Below are 23,227 nucleotides of genomic sequence, written 5' to 3'. Positions count from 1 at the left end.
GTCGGCATGGTTACCGTTCCGCTCTCACTGATAGTTATAACTCCTCTGTTCATTTTCCCATAGTTTTTTCGTTCGACAATCTGTTCCTTTCTCGCTTGGCAATAAGCTTATCCATGTCATTTGAAATCTTCTGCTCCGTCACCTGCGCATAGACCTGTGTGCTTGTAATGTCTGCGTGTCCCATCATCTTGGCTATGCTGCCGATGGGAATGTCCTCGTTGAGCATCAAGACTCCGAATGTATGGCGGCTGGCGTGGAATCCCAACTTATTGCTTATGCCAAGCACCATTCCAAGGGTATGCACATCAAGATAGATGTCTTTCTTCTCACCCAGTGGAAAAACAGGCTTGCTGTCGTCCGTGGTATTGTAGAGCGAAAGAATCTTCTCGGCTATCGGATGGAGTGGCACGAAGAACTCCACGCCTGTCTTCTCTCTTTCCTTGCGGATGAACTTTCTACCATCGGAGTTGTCACTGATATGGTGAGGGTACAGTTTCTTTACATCTATATAGGGTAAGGAGGTGAGCGAGGCAAAAATGAAACATCTGCGTGCAAGCTCCGTTCGCTCGTCAGCCATCGGGGTAGAGAGCATCTTGATGAAGTCTGCCTTGCTGATATGGGTCATCTTCGGGGCTGCCTTCTTCTCATACCCTATCTTGGCTATGGGATTGAAGCGGATAATGCTCCTGTCCACTGCCTTGTACATCAACATGTTCAGCCAGAGAAGGCAATGGTTCACGTAGCTGTCGATGCGTCCCTGGTCTCGTTTCAGGAATAGCTTGTATTCCTCCCCGAAATTCTCGCCTATGTCCTCAAAGGCGATGTCGTCCTTATCCAACGAATGGACAAAGGCTCTCAGGTTCTTCTGCCATGTTCGCTTGTGCAGAAAGGTTTGTCTGGCTTTTGAGGTTCGATACCATTCCACGATGGTATCACCAAAGTTCAGCAAGAACCTTCCTGTCGTGTCCTTGTCCTTCAACACTGCCTTCAGCATATCCACGGTGATGATGCCGTTGGTGGAAAGAAGTGAGTTGTATTTATCCTTGACCTCAGCAAGGAAACTTGCCAATCGTCCGTTGTCCCTTGCGTTCCGTACCTCTCCCTTCTTGGCGTTCCACTCCTGTGGGGTACAGGATATGCCTGTGGAAATGGCTGCACTTTTGCCGTCAACGGTGATGCGGCAAAGTATGTTGACTGTTCCGTCTGCCTTCACCTTCTGTCTGTTGATGTAAGGCAAAATTGAAAATGTACTTCTGCTCATAGTTGTTGTCCTTATAATATAATAATGTAGTTGAAACTGTAAAAAGAAAAGTTGAAAGCCTTGTTCATAATGCGAGAATAAAGTCCTTCTCGGTTGCAGCGATGAACTTGTCCATGTCCTCAAACAGCTTCTTTTGGGTCACTCTCGCATACCGCTGCGTCATCTTCACATCCTTGTGACCGAGCATCTTGCAGATGGTCTCCATCGGCACACCAGCCTCCAGCGTAATGAGGCTGGCGAACGAGTGTCGTCCCGAATGGTAGGAATAGGTCTTGCTCGTTTCCGCCAACTTGCAGATGGTGATGAGGTCGATACGAACACGATTCGTGCTCAGCAATGGGAAAAGGGTATCTCTTGCCCCGTCCTCGTATTTCGCCATCAGCTCCAACGCCTCGGGCAGGAGTTTCACCCTGGCAAGTGTTCCGGTCTTCTTGCGGTTATAGACGAGCCATTTGTCACCATCCTCCAACACCCTGACATTGGCTTTCGTGATGGAAACGGTGTCTATGAAGGCTGTTCCTGCATAGCAGGCGAAAAGAAACAGGTCACGGCTAACGGATAGTCTCGGCTTGTCTTCGGGCAGTTCCACATCACGGATTTTTATGAAATCAGACATGCTGAGAGCCTTGGGGGTCGTAACCTTTGGAGTGCCAACCCGATAATGGGCGAACAGCAGGTTCTTGCACAAGCCTCGCTCAAAGGCGATGCGGCACATCTTCTTGAAGAGCGACACATAGATGGTGATGGTTCCTGATGAAAAGCCTTTCTCGTCAAGCAAGTAATGGTGAAAGTCACTGATGAAAGGCTCGGTCAGCTGTCCGAAAGCCAAATCAGTCAACCTATACTTCTCCCCGATGAACTCAGCGAGATTCTTGCGAATCTTTCTGTAAGTACAGACACTGCTCTTCGACATATCGATGCCCTCATGGGTGCTGAGTTCACTGATATGCTCGTCCACGAAGGAGAGAAGGGTGGTCTGTGTCTTGACGCTGCCCTGCAAAGCCTCCTTGACATCCTTAGCCTCGAAGTCCGTTCTCTTTTCCACAAGCACATCGAAAGCCTTTTGGATGGAAAGCAACAACTGCTCGATGTCCTTGTTGGTCTCCACGGCTTCCTTGCTCTTGCCCTCCAATCGGCTGGCACGGGGATTCCAAAGCGATGGAGTGCAAGACAACTTGCAGGAGAACTGCGCCATAGTCCTGTTCACTGTGATGCGTCCCATGATGGGAGCTTTTCCATTCTTGTCCATTCCGCTCTTTTTTAGGTAGAGCAACACCTTGAATTTTTCGATTTTCATAACGCTTACATTTTGAGTGTGCAAATATAATCATTTTGTAAGCGTTCCTTGATACGCAAAACATTGAGAATCAGCGCAATAAAATCCGTTGATGCACAAAGTTGCCTTTCCGCATTGTTACCTGCTTTGCATAGGTAACTGTGGCTCACGATTTAGTAACTGAACTACTTCAATATTCCTCACTCGCTTGCTTTATGCCGATTTGGCAACTTTGTGCAAATCTGCTCATTCCCAACTGTTTACGTTCCAACCTCTCTTATTCTCCTTTGGCTGCTTTAGAGCTTTATGTTAAAAATACTAACTCATAGTTTTATGGCTCCAAAGTCTATAAGTTACGAGGTGGAAAACATAGAGATAAAAAGAAAAAAATAACACGGACAAATTGAATTTGTCCGGACAAATTGTCCGGTAGCTTATAAGTTACTAATATTTAACCCTTTACAAGCGACCGGACAAAAGAGCCGGACAAATTCAATTTGTCCGTGTTTCTATTTTAACTTAATTACTTTAACTTTTCTTCGTTCATACACTACGCTGATGCAACTTAGTACCGTTACCAGGCAAGAAGTAAAATGAACCTTATTTTAATCTTTCAAGCACCCGATAGGAACAACATAAACACCATCTTTTCTTCGATAAGCGAAATCGCCTGTTCCCGTAAGTACCATCATGAAAGATGGATCATTCATTTTTTCTGTATTTATTTTACCTGCAAGAGTTAGCAGGTTTTCTGCACCCTCGTTAATGAGCTTGTCGCCACCTAACTTTACTTCAACAAGTCCATATTTACCATTACGCAGATGCACAACAGCATCACATTCCAATCCATTTTTATCGCGATAATGATACACCTCTCCATCTAATGCATCTGCAAAGACTCGCAAATCACGAATACAAAGGGTTTCAAAAAAGAGCCCCATCGTATTGAGGTCGTTGATAAGATCTTTAGGCCCCAGTCCCAATACTGCCGTTCCGATAGACGGGTCTATAAAGTAACGGGTATTTGCAGTACGGATAGCCGTCTTGGAGCGTAGGTTAGGATTCCAGGCTTCGGAATCCTCTATGACAAAAATCTTGCGCAAGGCTTCCAGATAGCTACCTGCTGTCTTCACGCTAATTTCATTTTCATCATTTGTCATCATATCAGCCACTATCGTTCCGATGGTTGCTTGCGAACCTTGATTCCGGGCGTATGAACGCAATAGCAATCTTGTAGTCGTTGCGTTGCGATTTACTCCATCCACCCGCGAAACATCTTTCTTAATAACAGCATCCACATAGTCGAATGCTTGTTCCAAAGCTGCTTCGCCTTGTAATCCACAAGCAAAAGGCCAACCACCACGGCAAATCAGATATGCCAGGTCATCTATCTTCAGTTTGTTAATGGCAACTATCTTTTCTGGTGTTTCAAATAAATGTGCCAAACTCACCTTTCCGTTTGATTCGCCTGATTCATAGAGACTCATTGGTCTCATCGTTAGCCAACTGAACCGTCCCGTTCCAGAATGGTGCATATCTTTTTCATCTGCAGGAACAGCAGAGCCTGTCAAGACAAACTGTCCCACATCATGCCGATGGTCAACCTCAAATCTGATGGCATCCCAAAGTTTGGGTGCCAACTGCCATTCATCAATAAGTCTTGGCGTATCACCCTCCAGCAAGACAAAAGCATCAATCTCTGCCATCTGTAGATTTGTTTCCAATGAGGCAGGATTATCCATATACAGGATACTATTAGCCTGCTGTTCGGCGGTGGTAGTTTTCCCACACCATTTTGGACCTTCTATCAAGATAGCCCCCTTGCTTGCCAGTTTCTTTGCCAGCATTTGGTCTGCGATTCTATATTTGTATTCCATATTTTCAAATATTTGATTACGTGTGCAAAGATACTATTTTTTTTTGATATTTCCTCAGTTGGCTGGATTTTATTTCCTCAGTTGGCCGTATTTCATTTCCTCAGTTGGCCGTATTTTATTGCCTTAATTGGCTGGACTCATTTTAATCAACAGGTTTTGGTTGCCTGAAAGCAGAAGGCGTTACCCCTCTCATCTTCTTGAAGAATTTGGTGAGATGAGCCTGCGAGGAAAAACCGAAGGTATTGGCTATCTCCTGAACCGTATGCGTGGTGGTAGAAAGTTCGCGCTCTATCTCCTTCTCATCTGCATCAATCACGGCTATGTCGACAATCTCCAGTCCATACTTGGCAGATTTGGCACAGCCAGACCAGAAGTATCCTACTCCTGGTGTGTGCTCGCCTTTCTATCTATAGCGTGAACTTATATCCTGCCGTGATATATATGGCATGGTTGCGTGCCGTTGGTGAGTTGTTAAAGCCCCAGCCACCGGGGTTGTCTGTCTTCAGACTGATAGCCTGTCGCAGTTCGAAACAATAGGAGGCGTCGAGGGTGATATGTCGCCATTCGTAGCTCACTCCAAGGGGAATGCCAATAACAACATTGCGGAATTTGCTGCTTACATCCTCCGATTTCTTCTCTTTGTACGATTCCCATAGGTACATTGATGATACATCGTTGCCGAGGTTCATCGTGCGTATGCTGTGTATAGTCATCTTATCCTTTGCCGAGAGGAGTATGCCAGCCTGCACACCAATATGTGCAGCCAATCCTTTCACACCAGAGAAGTATGTCTTGATTTGCAGAGGCACGGAGAGATACGTCACGTCAAGTTTTTCATCGGCAGACGCATATTTCTCTTTCTGTTTCTCAAATCCAGTACCTATCAGGCTGAAGTCTGCTCCCGTAAGCAGAGAAAAATTCTGCGACAAAGGAAACTCAACGCTTGCTCCAACAGTATATCCGGCTTTCCATTTCTCTGCTACCGTTAGTGCAGCGCCATTCATCTTGGCTATTGTTACGCCTGCATGTGGAATGACAGACACGTGGCGACTTTCGTTTTGAGCTGTTGTCCACATAGGCAACAACATCATGATAACGACTGTTATGATATGTTTCATTGAAATTATTTTCGTTTATAGGTATAACATTCTGTTGTATTATCTTGCTCGCGCGTAAGCTTCATACTGTTTTCAGTCTTGTCGCTTATGGTCCATGTTTCTGTATAACTGTATTTTGGGAAAAGGAGATTGGTCAAGTCTTCTGCAATAGTGATGTCGTCACCCTTCAACATGAAGCATTGGTCGTAGAGCTGACTTCCAAACCTATCCCATTTGCATATTTTGTGATTTTCTGAAAAAGCTAATGTGTGGTAAAACTGCTTGTTCCAATCATCACCATTGAGAATGTCAATATCGGTAACATTCTCACCATTGATCATGTGCGTATAGTGGATGGTTTCCCACTTGCCAAGCAGTCCTGCAGGCACAGGGGTCTTCATGATCTCGTCGGCTCGCATCATCTCATCAGGAACATCTTTCTTCACGAAGTGTTCCACTTGCAGACTGTTGTTATTGCGGTCAATGGCAAGCAATGAGTTGCTGCCAACGGCATACACCATCCATTGTGAACCCAAAGAAGAGATGACACAGCTATTTCCATTAAGTATCACCTCTGCAGAATGATATTTCACGGAATAATATTTTTCCACACCATACAAACATGTCAAATCAGAGATGTTTCCTTCATTATCGATATAGAAGCCTGTGCCGTTCTCGTTATCCTGTTCCCAATAACCCGTGATATCAGCCATCGTGTAACCCGACATTTTCATGCCCTCAAGTTCGCTGATCATCTCGTTTCCATTTCCAGGGAGGGATGTCAGCTTATAGAAAGGCACTACGGATGTTTTTCCTTTATACGCAAGATACATTGTTCTGTCATTGTTTCCCGCCACTGTCACATTATAATAGGCGCCATTGCTGATAGGAAGTTGCATCTCGTAGTGGTTGCCGTTAACGCTCCATTTACCTGTTTTAAAACCCAGGTGATAAGGATTAGCGGTTTCACCGGTATATAACCATTCGCTGACAGTCTCGTCACTGTGTACCACGATGCCCTGAATGGCACCATCGCCATTGATGTCACCATCGGCTATTTGCCAATAACCGGTAATCGGGGTATTAATATCAGGGGAGAGATCGGTTTGGTCGTCACTGCATGATGTCAGTATAATGATGACAAGCAGGCATTGGGAAAGAAATGCGAAAAAAGTACGTTTCATGTTTTGTTATTATTTTACATTAATTCCGCAACACTATTATAAATTAAACTTTTTAAGTGTCTGAGCAACAAAAAGTTGCCCAGGATTTTGTCATATCGAAGAATTCACTTATCTTAGTGTTGCAAAACAAACAAGAGAATTCAACGATAGCCATGGCAAAGATGGCTAAACATGGACTCATTTTAATCAACAGGCTTTGGTTGCCTGAAAGCAGAAGGCGTAACCCCTCTCATCTTCTTGAAGAACTTGGTGAGATGAGCCTGCGAGGAGAAACCGAAGGTATTGGCTATCTCCTGAACCGTATGCGTGGTGGTAGAAAGCTCGCGCTCTATCTCCTTCACGATGTATTCATCGATGATTGCCTTCGGCGTCTTGCCGGAGATGCGGCGGGTAACCTGAGCCAGATAACGGCCACTCACATTCAACTGGTCGGCATAGAAATGAACATCGCTGTAAGTGCGGCAGAAGTTATTGACCTGCGAGATAAACTGGTTGTAGAGCTCGGAACTCCTGCCTTGCAGATTGCTCTGGCGCACGAGTTCTACATTGATGAAATCCTGCGCCATCGCCAACGCCTCCTCCATCTTCTTGCCCTGATTCAGATAGACGGCAAGAGCTGAAGAGAAACGGTTGATGAGACCATGCGAATTGGCATTGTCGAGGCGATAGATCCGGAGTCCCTGCTTCTCGGCAAGGCTCAGCAGTTTGGAATTTTGAAGAATGATGTCGCTCTCCTTCTTGCGTGACACGACGACAGAACAGAGCGGCAACAGACGGTATTTGATCTGGCTCACCACATCTTCCGTCATCAGCGCATCGCCCTGGCTCGACCAGATGGCAGGGGCATAGATGATATGGGCAGGACGGTACTTGGTCAACGCATCGATGACCACATTCAGCGTCTCCACCCTGCGTATCATACCAATCTTCACTATATCAGGCTGCATATCGTTCATGATAGCCTCTATCTGCCCAGAAACAATCTCAGCAGGAATATCGAAGAACTCCTGAATACCGAGCGTATTCTGCACAGTGATGCTGGTTATTGCCGAAACAGCATAACCGCCCAACTCGGAAATCGTTCTGATGTCCGCCTGTACACCAGAGCCTCCGGTGCTGTCTGAACCTGTAATCGTTAATATCATATTCTTAAACTTTGAACCCGATGATAAGTTTGAGGGCAAAGATACAAAAAAAGAGCGAATAATCCGCAGAATTTGCAGATAATTCGCTCTTTTTTTTATTCTTCTGTAAGATCTTTACAATCCTTGAGTATCTCGGCAGGTACCTCATCGCAACGCTTGTAGCGGCTGATGTCGGTAGCATCGTCCTTGACGGTCCATATCATCGAACCTGATGCCAGGAGACGGGTTACGAGATAACTCTGGTTCCAGTCGCCCTTACCGTTATCATAGCTTCCGCTGATGATGTAGCCCTGGTATGGATCGTTCTTGATAGCGAACGAACCGGTGATATGGCGACCATACATACTGTCTAAATTCTGATACATCTCGAAAGTCTGGTCCTTGCGGTTGAAAACGATGTAGCAGTATGTGCCCTCAGCAAGAGGTTTACCGTTCCACTCAGCCAACTCCCATGTGCCATGAAGATTGGCAGGTGTAACTTCCAGAGAAGGCTCCTCCGGTTCTTCATCATCGCTGCTGCAGGCAGCAAAGCCGCAGGCAAACAAAGCAATCACCAGGAGGGTGAAGAGTTTTTTCAAATATTTCATTGTCTTGGTATTTTTTTCTTTTTTACTTTTTTACCCTTTTACCTTTCTAACTTTACAACGACCTGTATCGTTCTGTCAGACGGACGGGCATCCAAGCCCTCCAGAATAACAGGGAAGGTGAAGGATTCGGGCATCGTAGCCGGAATCTTATCGGCTATGATGGTGATGACGAGGTCAGCCTCATCACCCGGTTCTATCACCTCAGGCTCTGTCGTAAGACGGGCATAAGGAGGAAGAAGGAGGCTGGATATACGGAGCGGCTTGTCGCCGCTGTTTCCGCAGAGGATACGTGCCTCAGGCTCTGTGCCCGGCTTTACCTCTGTGATACTTGCCTTCGCCTGTTTCAGTCTGAGTACGCCCATCTTGTGCGGATAGCGCGCCCACTGGTCAGCACCCGGCAGCACCTTGCCCGTTAAGGCAAGCTTAACGGCAGGCTGTCCCTCTACCTCTTTCAGATAGAGATAAGCACCCGTATTGATGGTGCCCGGATAGCGGTTAGGCGTGAAGGTGAGCTGCACCTGACAAGTATCGCCAGGCTTCATCACATCGCCCTTGACATAAGAACTGGTACATCCACAGGTGGTTCTCACCTGTGTGATGTGCAGTATCTTCTTGCTCACATTCTTACCTACGAAGGTGAAGGTGCGAGGCGCATCGTCCTCGGTCATCGTACCTGCATCGATAAGCGGATGCTCAAACTTCAGCAGTTCCTCCTGCGCATTCACCGTAACAGGCAAAGCCAGGAAGAAAAGCGATAGGAAAGCAAATATCTTCATATTACATCCAACCATTGTTACCGGCACTCTTTCTAACGGTCACAACTACGGTCTGGCTGGTACCATCGGCAGCTGTTACGGTGAGCGATGTACTTCCGGCAGCGAGTCCCTTCACGATGAGCGTCTTGCCATCTACCGAAGCAGAAGCTACGCCGTTCTTCGCTACAGAGCAAGAAAATCCCCCTGTCTGACCTGCGAAATATGCAGCGAGGTTGAGAGAAACTGTCTTCTCGATGCCTACATAGACGTTAGGCAACTTCATATCAGAACTGAATTCCTTGTTCTTGATGTTATTCAAGAGCTGAGCTGCATCAATCAGACCAGCACCCATCTTGCCGATGTACTTAGAGAGCTGTACAATCTCTGGCGAAGCACCTACGGTAGTATGGTTCATATAGTAGGTCTTAGTTGCACCATTCTGATAATGACTATCCAAATCCTTCACTGATTTCTTCATCAGGGCTACGAAGTCGGCAGCACGATAATGACGGTTCGTCTTGGCAGCATAAGCGAGACCCAAGGCAGCCACACCCGAAACATGAGGACAAGCCATAGAGGTTCCCTCCATGTAGCCGTAAGCAGGCTGACCGTTCTTGATCATCGTAGAGAGCACAGCACCTTTCTGCTCGGTGGTCTCTGCCCAGTATTCATCTTCCTGCTCGCCAATCTTGCTGTAATATTCCAAGTCGCCACCAGGAGCGCTCAGGGTTACGAGCGAACCGAAATCGGTGTAGCAGGCTGGAGTAAAGTCGGCAGCTAATGAAGATACGCAGACGCACTTAGAGTAAGCACCTGGGAAAGCAGGATTGCCAGCATACTCGTTACCGGCTGCGAAGACTGGAATACCACCGTCGATGACACCATTAGGCGAACCGGCATTGTTGATGAAGTAATCCAGAGCTTCCTTCTCCAGCGGATAGGTCTCAGCCCATTCCTTCTCGGTAGCAGGGCCCGGAGTATAACCGTTGATGATACTAGACTCTGAAGAGTTGTAACCCCAACTGCACTGCAGGATGACTGCACCATTATCGGCAGCATACTTGATGGCTCTCGCCTCGCCTGCCAAGGTTACACTGTTCTGACCGGAGAATACCTGACAAGACATAATCTTGACACCAGAGTTAGGAGTTCCGTCACCACCGGCAACACCAGATACACCAATACCATTATTATTTACGGCTGCAATGGTACCAGCTACGTGAGTACCATGACCGGTGTCATTGGCATCAGTCCAGGTAATATCGCCGCTCTCAGTAACGAAGTTGTAGCCATGAAGGTCGCCCTCATAACCGTTTCCGTCGCCGTCAGTCTGGGCACCCTGAACACTTTCGCCCGGGTTGCACCACATGTTGGCTGCCAGATCAGGGTGCGTATACATCACGCCCTCATCAAGAATAGCCACGATGATAGAAGGATCGCCTTTACAGGTCTTCCATGCCTCAAGTGCATTCACATCACATCCTGCCTTAGCGCCTACCTTGTTGTTGTTGAGGTTCTCAAAATCATAGTTGCCCTCGCCCAGGTTACGGTAATGCCACTGGCTGGTAAAGCCCGGATCGTTTGGCTCGCCATTGGCTGCTGAGCGGGTAGACTTCTGCTGAAGTGCCTTATCGCTGAGATAGATGCGCTTGCTGTCGGTATTGTAAGCACGCTTGATGCGGCCGTTGGTCTGAACCTTTGAGATTTCGCCCAACTGCTTCAGGCGCTCGGCAGCCGTCTTCAGGTCGGTTCCCTTATTAAACTTCACCGTATACCAGAGGTGGAGTCCCGCCTCGCGGGTTCTTGCCTCAGTATTTGCATCTACCGGGAACACACGCTCGAAGCTGTAGCTTCCCAGGATGTCGAGCACCTCATCGGTAGAAGGAATACCCGAACGGGTAGCCTTTCCGGCGCGGGTCTTGCTCAGTTGTGCCTGGTCGAGGATATCGCTCATCTCCGGACTGAACTTAATCAGCAGCTCACCCGCCTCAGCATCTGCAGGAATGGTGATTTCTGAATTGCCGTCAGAAGAGCCGATGGTTGACAGGCTGTCAGAACAGCCCGTCAATGCCAATGCGACCACTGCTATATAGAAAAACTTTTTCTTCATTGTTTGCTTCTATATTGTTTTTATGTTTATCTTACTTTTTCTTAGTTCTCCTGTACTTAGCCATCAGCGCAGCTTCATTAATATCGCCTGCTGCCACGTATTTGCGGTAGTAGAGCGGATAAGCTACACCCGAAACCTTCCAGTTGCTACCTGGGTCGCTGGTTCCGTAATAGTAGTCGTAGCTGTAGCTGTCTTCTGTCATATTAGAGAAACCAACGGGAGCGCCATCACTATTCTTACCCTTAGGCTGCTGGTTGAAGATCATCGTAGGTGCATTCCATTCTACCAGGTGTGGATGGAAAAGAATCCAGTTTGGCACCTTTCCTGTAAAGAAGTTCAGGTTGAGTGACAACTGACGGCAGTTTGGCAATACACGTGGCACCTGGTAAGGATAAACCTTCTCACTAACTACAGAACCGTCCTTGTGTTTGCAGGTTACAGGATTACTCCTGTCTGAGAGCAACCACTTGCAGGTATCGCCTACCAGCTTGTCGAGATAATCTTTCTTGTTGGTAGAGAAGTCAGACTCGCTGTATCGGGTAGCCTTGTCGGCAGCCTCCAGTGCCTCAGTCATCTCTTCATCGGTAGGAAGTTCACCCTCCAGGAAGCAGTAAGACAACTCCAGTGTATTCAACTTATCCCATGTCAGGAGTTTGAGAAGCGCCTGGCGGTCTGCGGATTCGGCATTTACCTTACCATACAGTCCGATAGGATAGTTATTATAAACATAGACGCCTGATGCGTTCTTTTCGCCCAGCGAAGCGATGTTGGTGACAACATCCGTACGGCGCTGTGCGTAAAGAATGAGGTTACGCAACTTAGGGAAGTTCTTCTCGTTGACGATATTGGTGATATCCGACAACTTGTTGAAGTTGTTACTTACCAGATTGAGCGTTTCAAGACTCTTGCCCAGATTAACAAAGCTAGCAGGCAGATGAGTCAGACCATAAGCCTGAACGGTAAGATTCTTCAGATACTTCAGCGAGCAGATTTCTTCACCGAGCTTCACCTCACGAATCTGGTTGTTCTCGTTGGCAGCAACAGAGAAAGACTCCAGATACTTGAGATTGCCCACTTCCTTAGGAAGAGTTTCACCACTCTTGAGGTTGAACATGCTGAACTTGACAGAACGTACACGTCCTAAAGCCTCAGGATGCTCCTTCACAAAAGCATCAGTAGCTTCCCAGAGCGTTACGCCGCTCCAGTTGCGCATGTTATCGCTGGAATCGAAGGTAGCAATGCTACCCAGTTTCTGGTTGATCATGATGACAGAGAGAGAGTCACCGGCACGGTTGTCCTCAATCTTTGGTGCTGCCTTCTGACGAACGGTCAGAATGACATCATCTGTAGGTTTGCCATCTGCATCTACCAGCTGGTCTTCAGCCTTGACTGGCACGAGATGAACCTTAGCCACACGAACGGCAGGAACCACGTTCATCGCCCAGTGGAACTTGAACTTCACGCTGCGAGGACGCGCCTTTCTATCAAGTACGATTCCGAGATTGGTACCTGTCAGTTTATCCTCATCCTTGCTATTCAGAAGCCAACCTTCACGCTCTTTCTCATTCTCTACCTTCTCGGCATCAGTCATATCACCCTCGAAAGAATACTCTATCTTACCGATTTTGCATTCTACATTGGCAGAAATCAAACTCTCGAAAGCACGCTTATCGTATGATTCTGAATTTTCGATTTCTACAGTTGGTTCCTTGATGTCAATCTGCTTACCATAACCAAACTGTAACACGGAAACGGTGCGGCGCTGACCGTTATCGCCGATAAAGGCGATATCGGTAGTACGGCGTCCGTTCATCAGAGTAGAGTCAACTACCACAGTTGCAGTAGTAGAACCCACGCCATTGGCAGGAGTGAGCATCAGCCAAGGCTCATCCACGTTAGCCACCCAATTCTGTGAGGCAGCAATGGCAAGCTGTTCGCTACCGCCCTCAGCTGCTATTTCAATCTGCTCCTTGTCGATGGCGAGTCCTCCAGGGATATCTACATCATCGCTATCGCTGCAGGATGCGGTCATCAGACCTGCACCCAGAACGAGGAGCCATGTAAGTTTATTAATATATTTCATATTATCTTACTTTCTATTCGTTTAATTTTCGAGATCCAAAGCATCGCAACCGCGGATGTCCTGATTCTTGTCGTAGAACAGCTTATACATACCTGCCTTGATGTATGGGCAGACGCTGGTTACATCGATAGAGATGTTAGGGTTGTCTGCGATATTCAGGATATAAAGGTGAGAGGTCAGTGTCTCTTCTACCTTACGGATATCGTTGGAACCAATCTGGAACTGGATCAGGCTCGGACAGGTTGTGATTCCTGTAGGCCATGTACGCAGGCAACGCTGGTCCTTCCCATCACGCTGGTGGTTGATGGCAAAGGCACGGAGCACGGCACTGTTCAATGGCTGGGTTGGTACCTCGGTGAAGCAGTTGTAGCTCAAGTCCATATTGGTAATGTATGGCAATGTGGTTGAGCGGAAGTCATCAGAGAGGGATGTCAACTTGTTGAATCGGAGGTCGATAACCTGCAGCAGATAAGCCTTCTTGCCCTTGATGGAACCCTTAGGGATGGTACGCATCCGGTTGCCGCTCAAATCGATGGTTGTGATTGGCGAACCGGCTGTAAACAACTCAGAAGGGAACTTCTCTATCTTATTGTTTGACAGACTGACTGAAGCTGCATTGATACCCTTGTAGGTACCATGACTAGTATCTACACCTGTAATCTCGTTGTAAGAGAAGTCTACAGAACCCATCTCGCGAACCGAACTTGCATCGAAGATATTCGGAATCTTCTTCAGTTTGTTGTGAGCGAAGGTCAGACTCTCTACATCATCTGTAAAGGCACAGAGATTAGCAGGAATCTCTTCAATCTGGTTGTTGTTCAGATAGAGAGAAGAGAGAGCTACCTCAGAACCGAACGGATTTACCTTCTTGATATTATTGTAAGCCAGGTCGAGCAGACCGAGATTTACCATCTTTCTCAAGGCAGATGACTCAGGGAACTCCTCCAGGTTGTTGTAACTCATATAGAGAATCTGGAGTGTCTTACCGGTCTTCTCCTCAGCTAAGCGAGTCCAATCTTTTCTCAACTGGTTGGCTGAGATGCCCTTGCATCGTGCCAGGTTCATCGCCTGCAATTTAGGGAGTTTATAGTAGAAGTCTGGAATGCGACTGATCTTCGGACAGTTGTAAAGCTCGATATCGGTCAGGTTTTCCATCTTGTCCCAATCCTCTTCCTTAAACTCCTGTGCAAACTTACCATAAACAGGATCGTCAGCATTGTAGAAGTTCGCACAAACCTTATCGGATGTGATAGAAGAGTTACCGATGTAGAACTGCTGCAATTTGGTCAGACGGTAGATGGCCTTTGAAATACCGGTAATGTCGTTGGTCAATGTACCGATCTGTGCATCCTTCAGGTTGATGCGGCTGTCCTTCTTGATTCTGTTCTTCGGTGCCACCTTAGGATCAGAGTTGTAGCTTTTTACAATCATCTCCGACATGTTAGCACGTGGGTCATACTTCAGGAACTTATTCTCATAGTCGTGACGCATGCTGTTCTTCTTTGCTGCAGTCAGACTGTTTGCATCATAATCATTGAAGATGTTGGCACCAATCTTCTCATCGTGAGAACCGAGGTTGAGCACCTGGAGTTCTGTCAGCTGTCCGATGGCATCAGGTACGATTCCCTTTGCACCGAAACCGGCGATGATAAGACCGATGACACGGCCGTTGCTGTTGAGCGTTACGCCCGGCTGTTCGCCCCACATATCGAGTTCCTTGTTGAAGTTCCAGTTAGCTCCCTTGAAGGTAGCATCGCCATAGAAGCTCCACTCCTTACCATGGAGAGATTCCCAGATAGCCTTCAAAGCCTCATAGTCCTTGATATACTCCTTTGTCTTGGAAAGCAGGATAGGCACCTGAGCTTTATCATTGAGCTGATTGTCCTCTATAATGAAAGCCTCACCCTTTACAGGCTGGGTCTCATACTTGGTCTTCACCGCACCTGTTTTGCCGTAGGTGGTATATGAGGTAACCTGATAAGTACCGGCAGGCAACCATACGGTAGAATCGCAGTAAGCTGTACCTGTGTCCATATACTTATCGTTCTCATTGTCAGGATTCTGATTCTCCTTGCTTCCCTCCTTATATTTCACCTTCAGTTCAGGGAAGGTATAGGTCTCACGGGTAAAGAGGTTGGTTACGCTGACATCAACGAGACGGATGTTAGAGAAGAGATACTCAGTACCACCGGCACGGGTCTTCTCCCACTCCTTCACGAGATTGAACTTCACCTTACCACGCTCCACAGTCTCCACCATGAGGTTCTGTACTTCCAGACCGCCACCTACTACAGTGAATGTTTCGCCGGCAGAAGAAGCCAGCAACTCCTCGTCTACAGCATCATAGAGATAGAAACCGATGACGGTGTAAGTACCCGAAGCGAGTTGCAGTTTTTCACTTCTCAGACCATACTCTGCATTCTCTGAATTATAAGAATTGAGCACCAGTGTCTGAGAGACAGTTGTACCGTTGTGCTCCATGACCACCTTGATTTTCTTGGCATCATCCAGTTTCTCAAGTTTGTCAAGGGCAGTAGCACGGGTAGCTCTAGAAGAAACCTTCTTGCTGAGCTTGAACTGCACATATCCGTATGTGCCGTCCCAGCCTCCGGTCTCCTCATCCGAGCAACTTGTTGCTGCAAAGGTCAGGAGAGAGACCAAGAGCAACAAGAGTGCCTTTGAAAATATTTTCATTCTGTTCATTACTTTCTAATTTTTCTGATAGAAGTATGTTTCTTACTTTGATTATAGGTAGGCTCAATTACGAGCACCTTCACCACCTTGCCATGATCCTGGAAAGCCATGAACACCGGAGCTGTCTCTGGGAGTCGGAAAGAGAATACCCAGTTTTCATTCTCATCCATGCCTGGCTCTGGAACGATTTCCTTACCATCGCTACCTATCATATAGAGATAACCCGTCTCCATCATGGTAGTAGGATCCCAATCCTTGATGTTAGGGTTTACAGTAAGCGAAGAACCTACTCCTGCCGAAGCAACATAGATTTCATCACCATTATAATTGAGGAAACTTGATGCTACTTCTTTATACATACCGTTTACATCCTTTGTACACGCTACATCCTGGTAGTTCATAATCTTGATGGTAGGTGCAGCCGACTCATCGCCTGCCTCTGACTTGTTATCCTTCTGCTCAAGCTCAAGGAGGAAGTAGCGGTCGTAGTCGGTCTTCACTTCTTTGAAGTTGTTTTCCAACATTCCGTCAAGACCATTCTCCAGGCTCTCGTATTTAGCCTTAGGCAAAGCATAAACAACAAACTTGCGGCTACCACTTGTCAATGGAGCAACAGTAAGCTTCATGTTGCCCTTCTCGCCCTTAAGCTGAACAGCACCTGTCTGATCTTCCTTCAAGACCTCATTATCTTTCTCGCCAGCTTTCTCGAACACCACAAGCTGGATGTCGTCGTTAAGCACCTTGATTGGGAAAGGAAGATAGTTGTGATAGGTAAAGTCGTTTGACGACTCGCCTGTAAGATTTGAGCTGTTCTGTGTGAACAACTTGCCGTCCAACGACACGGTCCATACAGCCCATGGCGTTTTTGTAGGATGTTTGATATTGATATCATCAGAAGCCATACCATTATAATATACAGGGATTGTAACCTCTGCCTTGCCATCCTGCGAAGCAAATGTGATAGACTCGCCCTCGCTCTTGTCAATGGCATACTTGGCGTTCTTTACACCTTCCTTGAACATTACGCCACCAGCAACCTCCTTGTTAGGAACACCTACCATGAAGCCGCCCTCAAGCTCTACCCACTCTGGGGTGTTGGTTACGGCGAAACGAAAGTTTGACTCAACATAGAACTTGCTGTACTTGTTGTAGCCTGCCTCAATACCAGTCTCGGTAATGTTGATAGGATCGGCATCAGGGCTTGTGCGCACAAACACCTTCAGTTTATAGCCGTCAGCAGAACGATGAATCTCTGCGATGGTCACTTCCTGACCACCCATCTTCAAGTTCAACTGAGCAACACTCAAATTCTTGCTGGCATCATCATCTGTAAGAGTAACCTTAACTGTCTGCTTACCTGCAGTACCATTGATTACAAAACCATTCTCTGCATCATTCTGGGCAATCTTACACCAGATTTTGTTAGAAGAGAGACTCCAGCTCTCATTCGCATCAAATGTAAATTCTTTCACATCACCGGCAGCTCCAGCAATGGTCTGCACCTGTGGAAACACAGGAGTAACGGCATCGTCGTCGCTCGAACAAGCCGAGAACATGCACACAGACACGAGTGCCACAAGTGCGAGCCAATATTTTGAAATTAACTTATTCATATTGTTCTTTTGTTATTTTTAATTGAATATATCTGCATTTGAAAACCGAAGGCTTAATATCCTTGTTCTTTCAATTTCTCTGCTTCTGCATCGCTGATCCATTCATACATGGTGATAAAGGTTCCTACGTTGCCGTAGGTTGAACCATCCTTGTTGTCAACACTCATGTTGACATACTGCAATACATAGTTCTGGCAGGTGTTATAATAAGAGGTATAGAGAGAAGGCTGGCTGATGCGCAACTTGCCGTCTCCATAGATGGTACCGAACGCCTCGCCGGTTTCACCAGCTATCTGGTCGTCCATCTCAACCTTTGGCTCAAGCATGTTCTTGGTATTGAACTTCAACTTCAGGTTGTAGCCCTTATAGTAAACATCCTTCAGCAGAACGGTATTCTCCTCGCCTTCCACTACCTCAGTCTTGATCAGACGGTTGTTTACGTTGTTCAGATACTTGCTGTAGAAGGTAGATGTTACCATGCACCAGCCAGAGAAGTTGTGGATATCGAAAGGACAAGACTTCTGCATTACCACGTGGGCATAGTCCTTATAGAGATCTGTCCAGTTATACTTCTCCGGAATCACCAGTTTCAGGGTGAAGCCGAGAGAGTCGGTCTTGCCGATGTTATCATAGATACCCTGAACCTTCACATTTCCTACCATCTCGCCCGCCTTGATTGTAACGGTGTTGTTGAGGATGCGGTAATGCTTACCCTCGATGGCATTGCTCTGCTTGTCTACTACCTCCACGCCGAAGGTGCGGTCGTAGTCAGCTTTTTCGGTTGCAGACACAGGCACATTGAAAACCTCATTGCTTTCCTGTACAGCATACTGATAGAGCGTATCAGAGAACATGATATGACTTGGACCAGCATAAGTGGTATAATCCTGTGAACAACTCACAAGAGCGATGAGTGCAGCTACGGCTGCCAAACATCCCATCATTATTTTCTTCATGATCGTCTCCTTATTTTATTTGTTACTTTCATTAGGCTGAATCTCAGAACCTGGTGCCTCAAGCTCATGCTGAGGAATTGGCCAGACAAAGAGAGGGTCATCCTTTTCAACCTTCAGACTGCTCTGCACGAAGTTGGCAGCAGGCTGGTCGGCAGCCTTACGCTCAAATCCCTTGTGCCAGCGCTTGAGGTCGTTCAGACGGAAGCCTTCCATATAGAGTTCCTTCACGCGCTCTGCCTCGATTATCTTCATGGCGTTGCTCTCGCTCATCGAGGTGTTACCACCATAAGATGAGTAGCGGGCTGTACGCAAGGTAGAGATGTCCTTACCTGCCTTACTATAGTCCCCCTTCATGGCGTAAGCCTCTGCACGAATCAGATACTGCTCTGAGAGACGGAACACCATTGGCTGGTGAACATGCAGGATATTGTTGTTCAGGAATTCTGCATCGCCGAAATACTTGCTCAGCAAAGGCCACTGCAAACCGTGCTCATAACCTGTTACACGGGTTGTGAAGATGGCTGCAGCACGGAGGTCATTGGCGTCGAATGAGTTGATAACCCATGTCTCAGGCACATAGTCCGGACGATAAGTTACATAGTTGTAGTTATCGAAGATGGTACCCAGTGCACCGCCATAGCTGTTCACGGTAAAACCTACCTTCCAGATAGCCTCACGCGAATCACCATAGGTCCAGATATACTTGTAATCGTTCACCTTGTTTAAATAGGTGTTGGAAGAAGCCTTCTCCAATGTATAATACTTACTGCCGATTACCTTAGATGCATACTTGATGGCATCATCATACTTGTGCATATATAAGGATACGCGCGCACGCAAGGCATGACAGGTATACTCATTGAAGAAAATCTCGTTGTAGAGACTTCCAGTGAAGTCTTCATCTACCTTCAGATATTCGGCAGCCTTGTCAAGGTCTCTCAATACGAATTCGTATGATTCCTTCAGACTGGCTCTCTTCTGTGGCTCATTGCCGTAATAGTGCTCTGTGAGTACAACGCCGAGTTCCTTCGCAGCCTGCTCATCGCTATCGTAAGCCTTGCAGAAACACTTGATCAGTTCTGAGTAAGCCAGGGCACGGGCAAAATAAGCCTCGCCCTCACACTGCTCCAGCTTGTCGAGCTCCTTATCACTGTTGGTGTTTGCCTTTACCTTATCTACGTTGTCGAGCAGGAAGTTGGCATTGTTGATAACACCATAAAGGTCGGCATATACCGCCTCGATGTCGGTGTTGGTAGCCTTGATATCTTTCCAACGGTAGATATCGCCATAGGCATTAGAGTAGCCCTTCACGCAGTACACGAAGTCTGCCTGCAGATCTGGCAGGATTGTCAGATTGCCCGAATAGAGGGCGCTGCTCTTGAAACTGTCGTAGATACCGTACACCAGCTTGTCTATGTCGCCCACCGTATTGATAGCCTGGTCCATGCGGATAGAATCCTCTGGATACTTATCAAGACAGGAAGACATCGAGAGGGCTAGGATTCCCGACAGGATGTATGTCTTTATATTTTTGATATTCATTTTTTTCTCCTTTCTTGGTTAGAATTGCAATTCAACACCCAGAGTAAACTGGCGTGATGCCGGATACTGTGCCTGGTAAATATTGGATGAAACCTCAGGATCCAGACCGTTGAAACCGGTTACGGTGAAGAGGTTCTGTGCCTGACCGTAGATTCTGACCATAGAGAAGAAGTTGGTCTTGCGCAACAGACTCTGTGGCAATGAATAGGACAGACTGAGATTCTTCAGACGGAGGAACGATGCATTCTCCAAGAAGCGGTCGTCGAGCTGGGTTACCTCGCCCCAACGTGGGATGTCGGTAATATCGCCAGGCTGCTTCCAACGGTCGTACAACAGACGGTTTGACTGGTTGTAAGCAGTACCGAAGGTTACACCGCTCTCCTCGAAGTAACGGTCGTTGTTAATCACGTAGCGTGTACCGATCCAGCTGAACTGGGCAGAAAGCTGCAAGCCCTTCCAACGGAAGCTTGTACCGAAACCACCCATCCAAGGTGCATCATAGGTCTTGCCTGTCATCACCTTGTCGCTCTCGCGGAACTCGTTGGTCACGTTGCCATCCTTATCATACCAGAGCTGCTCACCATTCGCTGGGTTCACACCGGCATAACGGTTCAGGAAGAACTCGCTTACTGAGTGACCTACTACATACTTCAAACCGGTGGTTGAGTTTACATACTCGGTTACACCGTTATAGAGTTCCTTCAATCGGTTCTGATTGTAAGATACGTTGGCACTTACATTCCAGGTGAAGTCGCGTGTGCGGATTACATCACCGTCAGCACTCAACTCGATACCCTTGTTAGCCATCACACCTACGTTCTTCCAGCGATAGCCCTCGCCGGTAACGGTGTAAGACTCAGGAACGCGCATCAGCATATTGGAGGTACGCTTGTAGTAAGCCTCGAAACTGAAGTTGATTCTGTCGAGGAAGCCCAAACGGAGGGCGAAGTTGTTTGCCCATGTTGACTCCCAACCCAATTCCTCGTTACCACTCTGTGATGGAGAGAAACCGGCAGTATTATCGTAGTTGGCACCACCCGATACCAGAGCCAGGTGATAATAGTTAGGAATTTCAGAGTTACCCGATGTACCGGTACTTACGGCAATCTGGGCTGTGCTGAGCCACTTCATATCCTTCAGCCAGTCGGTAGACTTCACGTTGTACATGAAACCGAGCGACCAGAATGTACCCCAGCGATGATCCTTACCGAAACGTGAAGAAGCATCGGTACGCAGAGAGAAGTCGGCATAGTAGAGCTCCTTATAGTTATACTCGCCACGCATGAAGAATGACAGGTAAGAGTAGTCAGAAGATGAATCTGCCCAGCGGCTGGCACGTGTACCTGATGATACGTTGGTCAGGAGATCGCTGGTCTGACCCTTGGAATATACCTGGAAACCCTCTGAGTGGAAATTGACAGCCTCCTGACCCAGCATCACGTTGAACGAATGGATATCGTTCAGGGTGAAACGGTAGTTAGCCGTAGTGGTCTCTGTCAGGTTGATGGCATCGCTGCTCTGGCGTGCCGCAGTACCCTGTCCGTTATTTGAAGAGAGACTTGGGAACGACTGGAGGAACGCTGTAGAATGGGTGAAATCGGCACCAAACTGAGTACGGATAGTCAGATTTTCTATCGGATAGATTTCAGCATACATGGTAGAGAGCACCTTATATTTCTTGTTCTTGATAGGATTCAAGCCCATGTAAACGATAGGGTTCTCGCTGGTTCCAGCCCAGTTGCCTGCAGCAAGTGAAGCCAGACTGCCATCCTTTGCGTATGGATTCCAGTAAGGCAACATGAATCGGCATGCTGAGATAGGAGTAACGGTATTATAGCTACCGTCGTCAGCCTGCTGAGCCTCCTCATAGGCAGCCATAGTGTTGGTACCTACCTTCAACCACTTGCCTGCCTTTACATCAGCATTGGTGCGGATGTTGTAACGGCGGAAGGTTGAATTCTGTGCGATACCGTCCTGATCGTAGAAACCACCAGAAACATAGTAGTTCAAGCGGTCGGTAGCACGGTTGATAGAGAGTTCGTAGCTCTGCAGCGGAGCGCGGTCGTTGAACACCTCGTCCAGCCAGTTTACGTTTACTCTTGAAAGGAGATTGTAATCCTTACCTGTATCCAGACCTACTTCTTTCTCAAACTGGATACGCTCATCGGTATTCATCATTTTCCAGTTGGTCTGTGCCAACTCAGAGAAACCATACTGTGCACGGAGCGTAATCTTCGCCTTGTCCATCGCCAAGCCTCGCTTGGAAGTGATGACAACCACACCATTGGCAGCACGCGCACCATAGATAGAGGTAGAAGAGGCATCTTTCAATACAGAGATACTTTCGATGTCGTTAGGACTCAAGGTATTGAAATCAGAACTTGAGATTGGCACGCCGTCGAGGATAAAGAGTGGCGACTTGCCGGAGTTGATAGAGTTGGTACCACGAATCTGGAAGGTAGCCGCCTTGCTAGGTTCACCCGAAGAAGAGATGACCTGCAAACCAGTACTCTGTCCCTGCAAAGCTTGGTCGAAGCTTGCCGCCGGCACATTTTCTATCTTTTCAGACTTTACGGCAGACACGGAACCCGCAATGGTTCCCTTCTTTCTCACGCCATACGCCACCACAACCACTTCATCCATCATCTTGGAATCCGAAGCAAGGGTGATGTTGAGCGTATTTGTCTGCGCTTTCACAACGTGCTTCTGCGTAACGCAACCCACATAAGAGTAGGCAAGCGTAGCCTTCGAAGCACCCTTAATTTCGATGGTATAGTTACCGTCAATATCGGTCACTACGCCATTTGATGTTCCCTCTTGCATAATGGTCACACCAATCATCGGTTCGTTGTCTTCAGCAGACACGACTGTACCCTTGACGCTGAAACTCTGCGCCAAGACCGATTGGATAGACAACAATACAAGTGAGACAAGTAAAAGAGTTAATCTTCTCATCCTTGTTTGTTTCAAGTTTACTAATTAATAATTATTATTTTTTTCTCATTTTTTTCTCGTTTGGTAAAAGCCGAAAGCACTCAGGGCGACAC

The 23,227-nt window shown here is 47.2% G+C and carries 16 protein-coding genes; all 16 read right to left on the bottom strand.

From position 1 onward, the window contains the following. Window positions 1–49 precede the first annotated feature (49 nt). The 16 genes from F7D47_RS13740 to F7D47_RS13665 all read right to left on the bottom strand — a co-directional run bounded on the left by F7D47_RS13740 (window position 50) and on the right by F7D47_RS13665 (window position 23,135). Complete coding sequence (locus tag F7D47_RS13740; protein WP_153095700.1) at window positions 50–1,261, bottom strand: site-specific integrase; 1,212 nt, start codon at window positions 1,259–1,261, stop codon at window positions 50–52. A 64-nt stretch (window positions 1,262–1,325) separates the two neighbouring features. Continuing rightward, window positions 1,326–2,558 carry a site-specific integrase gene (locus F7D47_RS13735; protein ID WP_153085198.1) on the bottom strand — a complete coding sequence of 411 codons (1,233 nt, stop codon included), beginning with the start codon at window positions 2,556–2,558 and terminating at the stop codon, window positions 1,326–1,328. A gap of 584 nt (window positions 2,559–3,142) precedes the next feature. Beyond that, window positions 3,143–4,414, bottom strand: a complete 1,272-nt coding sequence (locus F7D47_RS13730; protein ID WP_153085199.1) for an ATP-binding protein — start codon at window positions 4,412–4,414, stop codon at window positions 3,143–3,145. A gap of 142 nt (window positions 4,415–4,556) precedes the next feature. Next, a complete protein-coding gene (locus tag F7D47_RS13725; protein ID WP_367379475.1) occupies window positions 4,557–4,730 on the bottom strand; it encodes a helix-turn-helix domain-containing protein in 174 nt (57 codons plus the stop codon). A 91-nt stretch (window positions 4,731–4,821) separates the two neighbouring features. Beyond that, window positions 4,822–5,532 (bottom strand): porin family protein, encoded by a 711-nt coding sequence (locus F7D47_RS13720; protein ID WP_153085200.1) that lies wholly within the window; start codon window positions 5,530–5,532, stop codon window positions 4,822–4,824. 5 nt (window positions 5,533–5,537) lie between these two features. Further along, window positions 5,538–6,695: a hypothetical protein gene (locus F7D47_RS13715; RefSeq protein WP_153085201.1), complete on the bottom strand. Its 1,158-nt coding sequence runs from the start codon at window positions 6,693–6,695 to the stop codon at window positions 5,538–5,540. A 182-nt stretch (window positions 6,696–6,877) separates the two neighbouring features. Further along, entirely contained in the window at window positions 6,878–7,840 is a 963-nt protein-coding gene (locus F7D47_RS13710; RefSeq protein ID WP_153080496.1) for a hydroxymethylpyrimidine/phosphomethylpyrimidine kinase, read from the bottom strand. 95 nt (window positions 7,841–7,935) lie between these two features. Continuing rightward, window positions 7,936–8,418 (bottom strand): lipocalin family protein, encoded by a 483-nt coding sequence (locus tag F7D47_RS13705; RefSeq protein ID WP_194252662.1) that lies wholly within the window; start codon window positions 8,416–8,418, stop codon window positions 7,936–7,938. A gap of 47 nt (window positions 8,419–8,465) precedes the next feature. Beyond that, window positions 8,466–9,203: a DUF1573 domain-containing protein gene (locus F7D47_RS13700; protein WP_153085203.1), complete on the bottom strand. Its 738-nt coding sequence runs from the start codon at window positions 9,201–9,203 to the stop codon at window positions 8,466–8,468. A gap of 1 nt (window position 9,204) precedes the next feature. Then, the gene (locus tag F7D47_RS13695) at window positions 9,205–11,292 is read right to left on the bottom strand and encodes a subtilase family N-terminal domain-containing protein (RefSeq protein WP_153085204.1); all 2,088 of its coding nucleotides are present in this window, start codon (window positions 11,290–11,292) and stop codon (window positions 9,205–9,207) included. 31 nt (window positions 11,293–11,323) lie between these two features. After that, window positions 11,324–13,375 carry a BACON domain-containing protein gene (locus F7D47_RS13690; RefSeq protein ID WP_153085205.1) on the bottom strand — a complete coding sequence of 684 codons (2,052 nt, stop codon included), beginning with the start codon at window positions 13,373–13,375 and terminating at the stop codon, window positions 11,324–11,326. Between the two features lie 21 nt (window positions 13,376–13,396). Beyond that, window positions 13,397–16,078, bottom strand: coding sequence for a DUF4458 domain-containing protein (locus F7D47_RS13685; RefSeq protein ID WP_153085206.1), 2,682 nt, complete (start codon window positions 16,076–16,078; stop codon window positions 13,397–13,399). After that, on the bottom strand, window positions 16,078–17,682 hold the full coding sequence (locus tag F7D47_RS13680) for a DUF5003 domain-containing protein (RefSeq protein ID WP_153085207.1): 1,605 nt from the start codon (window positions 17,680–17,682) through the stop codon (window positions 16,078–16,080). The genes F7D47_RS13685 and F7D47_RS13680 overlap by 1 nt, the downstream gene beginning before the upstream one ends. Before the next feature lie 53 nt (window positions 17,683–17,735). Then, window positions 17,736–18,638: a DUF4984 domain-containing protein gene (locus F7D47_RS13675; RefSeq protein ID WP_153085208.1), complete on the bottom strand. Its 903-nt coding sequence runs from the start codon at window positions 18,636–18,638 to the stop codon at window positions 17,736–17,738. Between the two features lie 15 nt (window positions 18,639–18,653). Beyond that, on the bottom strand, window positions 18,654–20,180 hold the full coding sequence (locus F7D47_RS13670; RefSeq protein ID WP_153085209.1) for a RagB/SusD family nutrient uptake outer membrane protein: 1,527 nt from the start codon (window positions 20,178–20,180) through the stop codon (window positions 18,654–18,656). A gap of 18 nt (window positions 20,181–20,198) precedes the next feature. Beyond that, window positions 20,199–23,135, bottom strand: a complete 2,937-nt coding sequence (locus F7D47_RS13665) for a SusC/RagA family TonB-linked outer membrane protein (RefSeq protein WP_153085210.1) — start codon at window positions 23,133–23,135, stop codon at window positions 20,199–20,201. Between the last annotated feature and the right edge of the window lie 92 nt (window positions 23,136–23,227).

Origin of the sequence: Segatella copri, from assembly GCF_009494835.1 — a bacterium.
GTDB lineage: Bacteria > Bacteroidota > Bacteroidia > Bacteroidales > Bacteroidaceae > Prevotella > Prevotella copri_F.
This window is presented reverse-complemented; position numbering and strand designations above follow the sequence as displayed.